The 13829-nt window shown below is 35.9% G+C and carries 11 protein-coding genes; 4 read left to right on the plus strand and 7 right to left on the minus strand.

Annotated features, from left to right (window positions below; translation table 11 throughout):
• Window positions 1-57 precede the first annotated feature (57 nt).
• The 7 genes from BP861_RS12210 to BP861_RS12240 form a co-directional block, all read right to left on the minus strand.
• Window positions 58-1296: a glycosyltransferase family 4 protein gene (locus tag BP861_RS12210; protein ID WP_292375900.1), complete on the minus strand. Its 1239-nt coding sequence runs from the start codon at window positions 1294-1296 to the stop codon at window positions 58-60.
• Window positions 1297-1438: 142 nt separating this feature from the next.
• Window positions 1439-2434: a glycosyltransferase family 4 protein gene (locus BP861_RS12215; protein ID WP_292375902.1), complete on the minus strand. Its 996-nt coding sequence runs from the start codon at window positions 2432-2434 to the stop codon at window positions 1439-1441.
• A gap of 312 nt (window positions 2435-2746) precedes the next feature.
• Entirely contained in the window at window positions 2747-4081 is a 1335-nt protein-coding gene (locus BP861_RS12220) for a phenylacetate--CoA ligase family protein (protein WP_292375904.1), read from the minus strand.
• A 21-nt stretch (window positions 4082-4102) separates the two neighbouring features.
• Window positions 4103-5143: a DUF354 domain-containing protein gene (locus BP861_RS12225; RefSeq protein WP_292375906.1), complete on the minus strand. Its 1041-nt coding sequence runs from the start codon at window positions 5141-5143 to the stop codon at window positions 4103-4105.
• Entirely contained in the window at window positions 5140-6027 is an 888-nt protein-coding gene (locus tag BP861_RS12230) for a hypothetical protein (protein WP_292375907.1), read from the minus strand. Before BP861_RS12230 ends, BP861_RS12225 begins: the two co-directional genes overlap by 4 nt.
• The gene (locus tag BP861_RS12235) at window positions 6024-7049 is read right to left on the minus strand and encodes a Gfo/Idh/MocA family protein (protein ID WP_292375909.1); all 1026 of its coding nucleotides are present in this window, start codon (window positions 7047-7049) and stop codon (window positions 6024-6026) included. Before BP861_RS12235 ends, BP861_RS12230 begins: the two co-directional genes overlap by 4 nt.
• A gap of 33 nt (window positions 7050-7082) precedes the next feature.
• Window positions 7083-8021 (minus strand): glycosyltransferase family 2 protein, encoded by a 939-nt coding sequence (locus BP861_RS12240; protein ID WP_292375911.1) that lies wholly within the window; start codon window positions 8019-8021, stop codon window positions 7083-7085.
• Window positions 8022-9135: 1114 nt separating this feature from the next.
• Between BP861_RS12240 and wecB the strand changes: the two genes are divergently transcribed.
• The 4 genes from wecB (at window position 9136) to BP861_RS12260 (ending at window position 13712) form a co-directional block, all read left to right on the plus strand.
• Window positions 9136-10203, plus strand: coding sequence for a non-hydrolyzing UDP-N-acetylglucosamine 2-epimerase (wecB, locus tag BP861_RS12245; RefSeq protein ID WP_292375913.1), 1068 nt, complete (start codon window positions 9136-9138; stop codon window positions 10201-10203).
• Window positions 10204-10333: 130 nt separating this feature from the next.
• Window positions 10334-11617: a nucleotide sugar dehydrogenase gene (locus tag BP861_RS12250; RefSeq protein ID WP_292375915.1), complete on the plus strand. Its 1284-nt coding sequence runs from the start codon at window positions 10334-10336 to the stop codon at window positions 11615-11617.
• A 60-nt stretch (window positions 11618-11677) separates the two neighbouring features.
• The gene (locus tag BP861_RS12255) at window positions 11678-12538 is read left to right on the plus strand and encodes an N-acetylneuraminate synthase family protein (RefSeq protein ID WP_292375917.1); all 861 of its coding nucleotides are present in this window, start codon (window positions 11678-11680) and stop codon (window positions 12536-12538) included.
• Between the two features lies 1 nt (window position 12539).
• The gene (locus BP861_RS12260) at window positions 12540-13712 is read left to right on the plus strand and encodes an acylneuraminate cytidylyltransferase (protein WP_292375919.1); all 1173 of its coding nucleotides are present in this window, start codon (window positions 12540-12542) and stop codon (window positions 13710-13712) included.
• The last annotated feature ends 117 nt before the right edge of the window (window positions 13713-13829 follow it).

Below are 13829 nucleotides of genomic sequence, written 5' to 3' on the forward strand. Positions count from 1 at the left end.
TTTTAATTATCCAGAAAACAAGATCGTAAAAAACCACAGCAAACTAAATGTTTGAATTTAATATTTTTCATGAGTTTCTCTTAGTAATTTCTCATATATAGATACTTGTTTTTTTGCGATTTTTTTCCAATCATATTTTTCTTCGACTAATTCTCTACCAGAGTTGCCTATTTTTCTAGCAATATTATAATTAGTAATTAAATTAACAATATTAAAAGCAAACTCATTCCAATCGTCTGTTATCAAAATATTTTGAGAATTAATGACATCCAATCCTTCAGATCCGATAGTAGTTGATACTACTGGTTTGCTCATTGCCATATATTCAAGAATCTTCAAACGAGTTCCAGAGCCTGCATTAATTGGAGCAATGCACACATCTGCACTGTAAATATATGGTTTTACGTCATCTACAAACCCTAGTACACATATAGAAGGATCTTTTTTAGAATAATCTTTAATCCACTCAGGACAATGACCACCTATAATGTAAAATTTAACATTAGGGATTTCATTTTTAACAATAGAGTGCATTTCTTCGATATAGACCTGAACTGCATCTATATTCGGTTGGTAACTTAAACTTCCCATAAACAAGATATTTGGATGTTCCAAAAAAGTATCAAAGTTGTCATTTAGATTGAAAGAACCACAGTCGACTCCGTTTGGAATTACAGTTATTTTATTATCTGAGAGAACTCCAAGCGAGAGATATATGTTTTTGTCAATTTTTGAAGTAACAAGTAAATGTTCAAATTTGGAGATTGTATTTATTTCATAGGTTTTTAGATTTCCACTTATCAACTTTCGCGCTATTCGTTCAAGAGGATTATTGAAGAGTTTAATCCTGTTTATAAAGCTCAAATAATCAACATCATGCATCGACAGAACTTTACATCCTTCAAAGGAAACATCTGAAATAGCTTGAAGAGCAGGACCAGCTACGACTAAATTGCTTACATTGACAATATCAAAATTTCCTTTTTGTAAAACTGATGAGATAAACTTAACATTTTTAGAGGTATGATATCTGTAAATACGCGGATACATTTGATGTGATAATAAAACACTAGCTCTCTTGAAATTAGTGAGATTTGGAGATTTTGTAGCGTATATTTTGGATCCTAATTCTTTTTCCAAAGATGAAATCTCTTCTGTCGATAGATCGCAATCTAAGCTACAAACGACTTGTGACGTAACACCGAGCTCGGAAAAATACTTAATTAGATTATAGTCCCTTACGGAAGAACCACTAACTGGTTTTGGAACATACGGCAGTATATGTAAAACATGCATGAACGAAACCTTCGATTTTAAAGTAGTATAGTTATTTACTAATATTATTTTGGGAGTTATGAAAATATAAATTATTTAAATTTAACAGACCAGTCTGACTAAAGGAAAATATTTTGATGAAAACGACATCAAAAGATACTAGTTACAACAATTGAGAGTATAATTGTAATTGTTTCATTGAAATGTTTTCCCAAGAGTACTTTTCCCTATTAATTTCTGCATTTGACGTAAGTTCTGCTCTAACTTGCTCATTATTACAGAAAGTAACAATACACTCTTTTAACTCATTCAAGTCTTTAGCGACCATTCCAGCATCATTAACAATTTCTGGTAAAGCTCCCACACTTGAGCATATAATTGGTTTTCCCGCCCCTACTGCAATTGCTACGGGACCACTACTATCACCTACTGATTCTAACCTATAGCTGATCAAAGCGTTGGAAAGTTTGATATAATCCATCATTACTTCGTCTTCTAGAAATCCTAAATAAACAATATTTTCATCATTTAAATTTTGAAGTTCAGCTTTTGAAATATTATCAACAGCTTTCCCAATTATCACTAATTTACTATTTTCTAAACTTAGCTTGGAAAATGTCTTAATAACGTCTACTTGCCCCTTAGCTTTTTTTAAAGCACCAATCATAGTGAATATAATTTCATCTTTTGAAAATCCATACTTAGATCTCAATATATTTATGTCATATTCTTCTAAAATTGAACAGCCATGTGGGATAACGTATATTGATCCATCAGGAACAAAAGGTGCAGTTAGGAGTAACAATGCTTTTGCATGTTCAGAATGAACAATAAAAGCATCTGAAAATAGATTTAAATAACGATATACTAATTTAGTTAGGGGAAGAGGGACATTTTTGGTTCTTGGAATAACATCATGGACAGTTATTATTTTTACTCGTGAGCAAAATAAAGGCAACGTTAATAAAATTCTTCTTGTTGAATTTGAAAAGTGAAAATTAGAGAGATCATGTTTTTTTGCAAAGTTAATTTCTGTCCAATTACTTATATCTACAGTATTAGACGCGTTGTCTATTTTTGTAAGATGATCAGCTAAATGGCTTATGTAAAATAGAATTCCTTTACGACGTGTATCTGTTATTTGTTGTATTCTTACCAAAATACCACCATGCTTAGATTCAAATCACGGAAATCCAAATATTTTAAGACAACTTCGCAAAGATATTAGATGGAAAAAATTATTATTAAATTAGGTGTATTATAAAATCAGCTATAATGAGTGATACAAATATATCACTCGTAACCTCTTTTATTTCTTTCCATATATTATTAATTATATATTATAAATTAAGATTATCAACAGTTCAAACATTTACTAAAGTTTCTTTACTCATTAATTACTCCAAAGGTTTCCATTCAGTGTTTTCGAGCCTTATATACCTTGAATGTCTATACCCTTATTACCCAAAGTTCATTTATTGATCTCATTTACAATAAATTTAGATTTTCCGGACAGTGTTTTTTCAATTTTATCAACAAACTTAAATTCAACATTCCAATTTTCACTTTTATTATGAATAATTTCCTGAATGTTATTTAATTGATCTTCATTAAAATCAGTATCTACAACTAACTTTATGACAATATCATTAATTGATTTTTGAACAACTTGATACTCTTTTATACCTTGACAATATTCCCAGAATATATAGAGAAAAAACCAACCGTGAACTTGTTTACCTTCAGGAGTGAACAAGATATCGACACTTCGCCCAAGGACTTCCTTTAAAAGTCTAGAACCTCGCCCACAAGCACAAGAATCATCCATAAGATCTCCCATGTCTCCCGTACTATACCGGATGAAAGGCATTGCATAATTATTAAGAGAGGTTGCCAAGATGTTTCCTACACCATTCTCAAGTTGCGAACCTTCGTCATCGACTATTTCCATAATGCTTCTTTCCGTATCAATATGGAGACCACAATGCTCAGGACATTCGTGAGCACTGACACCTCCATCGAAAAGCCCATAATTATCATAGACTGGACAATCAAAAACATCCTCAATATTTTCCCTCATAGGTGGATAAAGTTTTTCTGAAGTCGAAAAAATCGCATTAGGTTTTCGAATATCCAAATTGTTTTCATCCACATATTTTGCAAAAAGGTTAAAAGCTGAGGCATATCCCCTAAAAAATAGAGGTTTAAAAGAATTAACGATATTAAAGTAATTTTTCATTTCAACTTCACTCATGTCAAAAGAAGAAAGTTTTTTAAGATTCCTCGCAATTTCATGAGATTTAGTCACAAGATAGGGTTTAGTACCTACTTCAAGAGCTGACCCGGCTAAAAAGATCATTTTATCCCCTAATTCATAACCCCCATAATTCCACCCACGATAAATCATCGCACCTCCAACAAACCTGTCTTTTGTGGAAACTCTATATTTAAGAGGAGTTCCTGTAGATCCACCTGTTGAATGGCCGATATATCTTATACGGTTTAGATTTACAGGTTTAAAATCATCATAGTTTTTTAAAATAATATCTTTAGTCAAAACTGGCAATTTCTCTAAATCCTCTATTTTTTTGATATCATCTGGTTGAAGATTTAGGTTTTTAAAAAGCCTATGATAATAAGGCACATTACGATAAGAAAAAGTGATTAATTTACGAAGCTGTGACTCTTGATCCCTTTTCAATTCTTCATAAGGCATCCATTGTGATTTAAGGGCTTTCTTGTATGTTGGATAAAAATGTATGTCTCCTAGCTGATGAGCACCTATGAATAAAAGTTTGTTAAACATATTGAACCACCAAAGAAAAAATTAAGAATAATACGTTTCCACGAAATCTACAATAAACTTTGTTACGTCAATTTTATCCTTCAACAAAACTTTTCTCTTTCTCATCCCATCTTTTTTTAAATTTGGATTTTCCAACAATTCAAGCGCTTTTTCTAAGGACTCCTTACCCATTGTCGTTTCATTTTTAAAGTTATAAACAAGACCATATTTTTCTTCCTCTTCATCGGTATACCCTCTACCTGCATAATCACAGAAGATAGCATGCGTCCCCAGAACAGCACATTCTGAAGCCATTGTCGCACTTTCACCGTAAAGAAGAGTTGCATAATATAATAGATCGTGAACTTTTTCAGGTGAAACTTTGATTCGATACTTTTCAAAGTCTGATGGAAGAGGAGTTTCAGAAGTTATAAGAACTCGACCATATTTTTCAAGAGCTTTTACAGCATTTCTTTTGTCTTCCAGCGTTAAGCCTTTGTGACCAATGTCGTGACTTGCACCCCAAGAGACAAATCTTAAGACAATGAAAGGATCGTCTCCACTCAACCCGATTTCATGGAGCACTGCAGGGTTGGGTTTGAAGTAATTTGGATGCAAATATGCAAGTTCATGATAACCATTATAACGGACTTCTTTTTTCCCAAGACTCTTTTTGTAGCAGGAAGGCACGCATATTGCCTTGGCGAAGGGAAAAGAAAGTAAATTCTGAAGAGTTCCGTGCTCTGTGTCGTTGAATAATATTGACGGTTTTTTTATTAGTGCAGAAACATGTGCCACATATACATTCCCAACTCCACCGATAAGAAGATCGGGATTGAATCTTCTTGCCAAATGATACAATTTATAATCTATTTTAAGCATTTCAATCCCCTTGCGAAGAGGTGCATAATTATATATCCCTACCTCCACGTAATCCATACCGAATTTATCTAATAAGTCCAGTGTTATCTCTTTATTTCTTGAAGTAATCAGTATTTCGTGGCCTTTAGCCCTTAAAATCTGTATGGTGTTCTTGAACTGATATACATGAGCAGGATGTGCAATATCAATTAAAATTTTCACACTTTCCGCTCCCCAAGATACCCTTTAATGATACCAAAGGTTTCCTCTGCGTGTTCCTTTGAAGATACTCCTACAACTGCCGACTTAATGTTAGGTAACGAAAATAGATACTCATAAGCCTCTTTTGGCTTTAGGTATCCTGCTGCCAGTGTGCTCATGGCCAGTACATCCACATCGTAGTCACGCAGGCATCTTTCACATTCCTCTCTGGAAGGATTCATCTGGAAGCCGGCTTTATTAAAGGAAGTCATGACCAGAGGTCTTTCTATACCCCACTCGTCAAAGCTTTCCACAAGCCTTGCGAAGTTCATTGTCCCAAAGGCAGGGACTGCATTATAGTTTTCTTTAATATGGTCAATAAAGAATTCAAAGACCTTTTGTGAATCCATGGAAAGAGCAAGGTCTGTCAGAATGTTGTGTAAGAAAACCGCTTTTACGTTAAATCCATTAAAAGGAAGCATTTCGACGTCAATGAATGTGGAAAGCATGTTAAAGAAGTCCTGATTAAAAACATTCATTCCGCCTTTAAACAGAATTTTAAGTTTTGTAGAGGTGCTGGCGGGTTCAAGGATGTCTTTAAGCATTCCTACAATACCCATTTCATTAGCCTTTCTTACATAGCCCTGGGCATAAGGGATTAGAGGATACATATTCATATTCTTTGACAAAACCGGGTCCGAGCCAATGGTCTCCAGTATCGACCTCGTTTTGGGATGTGTCGAGAGCATCATTCCGGTTCCGCCAAGTTCATAGAAATCCCTTACAACATTGAGGATTTTTTCATTATCACTGAAAAGCTGCACTCTGTCCCTCGCACGGTCCTGAGAAAAATGATCCACGCCTATGAACTGATTGTGACCAAGAATAATAGGGTCGATATTCATAATTCATCACTCTCTACTGCAGAATTAGTCAATGCTGATTTATAGATCCCATCCACAACTTTCTGAACTTTGAACCCTTCAAATATATCGAGCCCTGTAGCTTTCTTCTGGCTTACTGATTCTATCATATGTTTATCTTCTCTGGTATACTCAGGACCACCAAGGTCAAAGTCAACCCCTGCGTAAAGGTCCTGCTTATAATAGTTCTTCCATCTGGCTTCTTCATCGGTATATATTTTTACGTAATCATCAGTAACTACAAGCATTCCTTTTTCACCGTGAACCTCTATTTTTATTTCAGGAAGCCTGTAATTTCTGACGCTCCATGATGTGTCCAGATATCCACCCAATCCTCCTTCAAAGAGAAGATAAGCGTGAACAAAATCCTCCACATCCTTTGAGTAATAGGATTTTGTGTGACCCTCAACAAGAGATACATCGCCAAAAAACCAGACAAGAAGGTCTACAAGATGCGCAGCAAGAGTGCTCAAGACGCCTCCACCACTTGCTTCTTTCTTGTATCTCCAGCCTTTTCCTTTTGAGAATAACTGAGAAACGTACATACTAGAATTAAAATAAATCAACTCTCCAAGAACACCACTGTCTATAATTTCCTTTGCTTTTTTGAAGGTGTCCACAAAGCGCTTTGAATAACCAATCATATTTATTACAGGTTTTTTCCGGACAGATTCTATCAAAGGCCTGCAATCATCAACTGAAATACCCAGAGGCTTCTCAACGAAAAAGGGTATACTATGATCTAAACAATCTAATGCAATGTTTGTGTGGAATGACGTTGGTGTTGTAATATATATCAGATCAAGATCTTCCTTTTTGATCATATCCAAATAATCATTATATGTGCCAATGGACGGTAATAGTTGCCTTATTGGTTTTAAGATAAGATCCTGTTTTTCTGCAACCCCTTTTACATTGGCACCATTCAAACTATTGAGTATTCCCGTATGCAAAATACCCATTTTTCCCATTCCAATAATACCAACATTTATTTTATCAACCATAAAAACCAACAACTTTAGTAAATAAATTAAATTTTATTTTTCATATTCTATTTTTTTCAACCTATACAAGATCTCGTCCTGAACCTTCCTCTGGGTTTTCAGGATATCAGCTATAATTCCAAGAGTCATTGTGGAGACTCCAATGAGTATTAGCAATACGGTTAGCACAGCTGAAGGCAAATTTCCTGCCACTACTCCTGTTTCTAAATATGCAAGCAGTACCTTACTCCCAAAAATAAGACCTGCTAAAACAAAGAAGAGACCTAGACCAAAAAAGGTTGAGAGGGGATGGAAATCCCGGTAACCCCTCGCAATTGTCCCTCCTGCCCTCTTGGCATATTTCCAGATACTTGAGATGAGACGGGAATGTCCATCCCTTCTTCTGAATTCGATGGGGACTTCTTCGATCACAAGCCCGTAGTGAGAGGCTTGGATAAGGGTTTCCTGGACATAGGTGTAATCAGCCATGACATTCAGGCGTAAAGCACAGTCCCTGGTAAAGGCTCTGAAACCAGATTGAGCATCAGAGACAGGAAACCCTGAAACAATTCTGGTGATGAAGGTTGCGATTCTATTGCCAATTTTCTTCTCGATTGGCATATATTCGATACGACCATTTGTACGAGAACCCAGGACAAAATCAGCTCTACCTACAAGGATAGGCTCTATGAGTTTACGGATCTCATTTCCGTTGTATTGCCCATCTCCATCGGTGTTTACGATTATATCTGCACCCATTTCAAGAGCTGTCTGAAGGCCTGTCCTGAAAGCAGGAGCAAGCCCTTTGTTCTTTTTGAAGCTGATAATTTTATCTGCGCCTGCCTTTTCAGCTTCCTGTACTGTCTTGTCGATAGAACCATCGTTTATAACAAGAACTTTAACCTCTTCACAACAGTCGCGGGGAATTTCTTGTATAACAGAGGCAATTGTTTTTTCTTCATTGTAAGCAGGGATCATTACTACTAATTTCATAAAATCACCAGATCAAAAAGTGAATTTGGGGGGTTTATTCGTGGATTCTCATACGAACCACTCAGGAGATGGGGTTGAGGGGTGCTTCTTTCGAGCTATCACTTATTATATCGACAACAATTTCGATGGCCAGTTGAATTAATATGGGATTATAGCTGGAAAGCTCGAACAACTAGACTATCATCACCACAAATTTGCATTGTCGGCATAAAATCTGGCACGTGGGATTATATTTTTCAATGGGCACCTCTTCATTAAAGGCAGGAAGATTAATGTGAGATTCTACGGAACTGTACTCTTAAAGCATGGTTTTGTTCCTAGGCTATGCAGATAGGTATTCTTACCCACAAAGTATTTTGTCGCTCAATTTGAAGGCCCTGAATACCTCATATTATATGTAAAATGGACTGCATACATGTCAAAAATTTTTAATTTTAATGACACTAGAACTACTTCATAATCCTTATAATATTAATTTTTTAAAGTCAAATATGAAAAACTATTATATAAATTTACTGTAAATAACATAAAGTTAGATCAGTAATTGATTATTAATATTATTAATTTACATGTTATATTATTTTTCACCTCAATAGTAATTAAAATATGGATTTATATAATTAAATAGAAAATATTGGATAAAGTATCTCTGCAAATATAAATATTAGAAAATCTTTACCCCAAATTATAAAAACTTAAATTTTTAAAAAGCTATAAGGGAATTTAAAATTATAGTTTTATATATAATACATAATATTTTTACATATAGAAAAACTCTTTTTATATTTCCCAGGCTTGGAATCACTTACCTTAACTCAAGGAGAAGCAATAAATAAAAAAGAGAAATATTTGACGTAAAATCGTAATCTTTAATATAATATAGAAACTTTATTCTTTATATAAACATGAATATATATATAAAAAACCATATTAGAAATATAGTTATAAATTGTTCTAAATATTATATAAATTTAGAGTTATAATAGAGATATGTGATTATAAAATATGAAGATATGAATAATAAAAGCAACCAATTGATTTAAATAATTGTGAAGTGTAGTTCAATAAAAATTAAGGGAGATAGCGGGATTCTCCATCGAAGAGAGGCAAGATTATGAAGATTGCAATCATTCTCGGCACGAGGCCTGAGATTATAAAAATGAGCCCTATTATAAGGCAATGTGAAAAACAGGGCATTAACTATTATATTCTCCACACAGGCCAGCATTATAGTTACGAAATGGATAAAATCTTTTTTGAGCAGTTAAAACTCCCGCAGGCAAAATATAATCTTGATGTAGGCTCTGGCAAGCATGGAGAGCAAACCGGAAAAATGCTTGCAGCCATCGAGGAGATCCTGATTAAAGACAGACCGGATATTGTACTTGTCCAGGGAGATACAAATACTGTCCTTGCCGGGGCCCTTGCAGCTTCCAAACTTCAGATCAAAATCGGGCACGTTGAAGCAGGTTTAAGATCTTTTGATTGTTTAATGCCCGAAGAAACAAACAGGATCATTGCCGATCATATTTCGGACTACCTCTTTGCTCCTACCGAGACTTCAAGAAAGCACTTGCTAAATGAAGGAATTCCCGATGAAAAGATCTTTGTTACAGGAAATACGGTCGTTGATGCAGCCTATCAGAACCTTGAGATTTCTAAAAATAGGGCTGACATCCTTAAAGAACTGGGTTTAAAGGAAAAAGAATATTTTGCAGCCACAGTCCACCGGGCCGAAAACGTGGATAATAAAGAACGCCTCGGAAGAATCCTTTCTGGCTTTTTGCAGATATACAAAGAATTCGGCCTTCCCATAATTTTCCCGGCTCACCCCAGGGCCGTGAAAATGATCAAGGAATTCGGTTTTGAAGTCCCTGAAGGAACAAGACTGATCGAACCTCTAGGCTACCTAGAGTTTTTACAGCTCGAAAGCGGGGCAAGAATGATCCTAACCGACAGTGGTGGCGTGCAGGAAGAAAGCTGTATTTTGGAAGTTCCCTGCGTGACGCTCCGGGACAATACCGAAAGGCCGGAAACGGTGGATGTGGGCGCGAACCTGATTGCAGGAACCGGCGAGCAGATAATTCTCTGTGCCAGGCAAATGATGGAATCAAAACCCGAGTGGGAAAACCCATACGGAAATGGGGAGTCAGCAGAGCTGACCATTGGAAAATTACAGTAATTGAATAGATCATGAATAGATCAATTGAACACGGCAAAACGAAATCCAGTAACTTATGATCCTTAAATTCCTCAAATAAAAATCAAAATTTTAAAAGTAGAAATATTATTTTTAAAAGGTGGAACAAGGCATGTCAAAAATTTGCGTACTGGGCCAGGGATACATCGGCCTTCCAACTGCTCTTCTTTTTGCAAACAACGGCCATGAAGTCGTGGGCATTGATGTAAACAAGCGTGTTGTTGACACCCTCAAAGCAGGCAAAATGCCCTTTGAAGAAAAAGGCTTTCAGGAACTTCTTGACGGAGCCATTGCAAAAAAAGCCTTCCGGGCAGAATCCCTCGTAGAAGAAGCCGATGTTTTCCTCGTAGCTGTTCCAACTCCTTTTGACACAGAATTGCGGATGGCAGACCTAAAATACGTGGTCTCGGCCTGCGAGATGATCGTCCCCCACCTGAAAAAAGGCAACCTCGTAATCATAGAATCCACGATCCCGCCCAATACCTGTGAAAAAAATATAAAACAAATCCTTGAAAAGTCCACCCTCAAAATGTGTGAGGACTTCTACGTCTCCCACTGCCCGGAACGAGCCATCCCAGGCAATACCCTTCACGAAATGGTCTATAACGACCGCGTGATCGGCGGCGTAAATGAAGAGTCCACCCAGCTTACAGCCGACCTCTACTCCTCCTTCGTAAAAGGCAACCTCCACCTCACAACCAGTACAACCGCCGAAATGATCAAGCTAATGGAAAACACCTTCCGTGACGTCAACATCGCCCTTGCCAACGAATTCGCCCAGATCGCCGACGACTACGGAATAGACGTCTGGAAAGCCATCGAAATCGCAAACAAACATCCCCGAGTAAACATTTTAAAACCCGGCCCCGGCGTAGGCGGCCACTGCATAGCAATTGACCCGTGGTTCTTGACCGAAAATGCAAACAACAGCAGCTTGATCATGATGTCTAGGCAAATCAATGATTCCATGCCCCAATATGTGTTGAAGATGGTCAAAGAAATGCTTGCACATGTCGAAAATCCGACAATTACTGCTTTTGGGGTTGCCTATAAGGGAGACATTGCAGATACAAGAGCTACACCGGCGAAAAAATTCATCAAGCTTGCAGAAAAAGAGGGGTTCAAGGTTAAGATTTATGACCCATTTGTGAAAGAGTGGAGCTATCCGGTTTTGGGACTAGAAGAGGCTGTGGAGGGGAGTGATTGTATTGTGGTGTTGACGGATCATTCCGAGTTTAGGGAAATGGATCCAAAGGAATTTTGTAAAAGACTGAAAAATCTTAAAATTATAGACACTCGAAATGTAATAAATTTGAAACTTTGGGAAATGGCTGGATTTACAATAAGTACTATTGGAAAAACTAGTACGAAAGATTTACTTTTACGAACATGTTAAATTATTTAGTTTGTACTGTGATTAGAAAGTCAAGTTTTAATGCCAATAGGTAGGGAAAAAATGAAGAATATAAAAGTAATCGCTGAAATTGGTTGTAATCATAAAGGTGAAATGGAAATTGCTCACGAAATGATAAAAGTCGCTGCCCAATTCTGCAAAGTAGATATTGTTAAATTCCAAAAAAGAAATCCTAAAGAACTACTGACCCCTGAAGAATACAATGCCCCACATCCAGTACCTCACAATTCTTATGGAAAAACTTATGGGGAACATAGAGAGTTTCTAGAGTTTAATCTTGATCAGCACAAGCAATTAAAAAAATGGTGTGATGATTGGGACGTTATATATTCTACATCTGTTTGGGATATGACATCTGCGAAGGAAATTGCGTTAATAAATCCTGAGATGATAAAAATTCCTTCAGCATGCAATCTTAAATTTGATATGCTTAATCACCTTTGCAAAGAGTATGATGGAGAAATCCATTTGTCTCTTGGAATGACAACAAATGAAGAGGAAGAGAAAATTGTAAACTTTTTTGAAGATAGAGATCGCGCAAAAGATCTTGTGATATACAGCTGCACTTCTGGTTATCCTGTTCCATTTGAGGACATTTGTCTTAATGAGATATTAAGAATAAGAAAAAAATTCGAGAGAAGGGTAAAAGGCATTGGTTTTTCAGGTCATCACCTTGGGATTGCTGCAGATATAGCTGCTCTTGCTTATGGTGCAGAGTACTTCGAAAGACACTTTACACTTGATAGAACATGGAAAGGAACAGATCATGCTGCGAGTCTTGAGCCTGACGGTATGAGAAGACTAGCAAGAGATTTAAAGAATGTATCAAAAGCATTGACATATAAACAAAAAGAGATCCTTGAGATAGAAGAAGTTCAACGAAATAAACTAAAGAGGTTTTGAATTGAAAAAGTATGTAGCACTTATTCCGGCAAGGGGAGGGAGCAAAAGCATACCTTTAAAAAATATAAAAAAAATTGCCGGTAAACCATTAATTTATTGGACAATCGAGGCTGCAGTAAATTGTAGTAAGATTGACAAAGTATACTTGTCTACGGATTCAAAGAGAATTAGAGATACAGCAAGTTATTTTGAAAATGAAAAATTTGAGATTATAGGTCGAAGCCCTGAAACTGCTACTGACACAGCAAGTACAGAATCTGTTATGCTTGAATTTGCGAACTTCCACGACTTTGAAAATATAATTTTGATCCAAGCAACATCTCCTCTTTTAACATCGAAAGATCTAGAAGAAGCAATAAAGGCATTTGAGAGAAATAAAGCTGATTCTCTGCTATCAGTAGTCGAACAAAAACGTTTCATATGGAAGAAATCTTCAGAATACTTTGTAAAACCATTAAATTATGATCCATTAAATAGGCCCAGAAGACAAGATTTTGAGGGTTATCTGGTCGAAAACGGTGCTTTTTATATTACTTCAAAAAAATTGTTACAAGAAACAGAATGTAGGATCTCAGGAAATATAATTTATTACGAAATGCCAGGAGAGACATATTATGAGATTGATGAACCTATTGACTGGGAAATTATTGAGGAGTTCCTCCAGTTTAGAAAAAAAAGAGAAGAAAACGTGGAAAGTAAACTAAAGAACATAAAATTACTCGTTACTGACATTGATGGTGTAATGACTGATTGTGGCATGTATTACTCAGAGAACGGTGACGAATTAAAGAAATTTAATACAAGAGATGGTATGGGGATCCAGTTATTAAGAGAATATGGTGTTAAAACTGCAATAATTACAAAAGAAAATACGAAGATTATAGAAGCTAGGGCTAAAAAACTGAAAATAGATGATGTTCATCAAGGAGTAATTGATAAACTAAGTGCTTTTGAAAAATTAAGGGAAAAATATCAGTTGAACTATTCAGAAGTAGCTTATATTGGTGACGATATAAACGATATATCTGTACTAGAAAAAGTAGGAATTTCCTTTTGTCCAAAAGACGCTGTTGATGAAGTAAAAATTGTTTCTGACTATATCTTGGAGAAAGAAGGAGGAAATGGTGTAATAAGAGAATTTGTTAGTCTTTTTCAAAAATGCACAAAGCTGTGATTAAAATTTACTAATTCTTTTAGGAAATAAGCGAGCTAAGATCAAGAAAACATATAAGCGTTCACAAAGAACGTTATATGCTTCAAAAAGATAAAAATCTTTATTCAATAAATAGGG

This window comes from Methanosarcina sp. UBA411, assembly GCF_002495725.1.
Lineage (GTDB): Archaea > Halobacteriota > Methanosarcinia > Methanosarcinales > Methanosarcinaceae > Methanosarcina.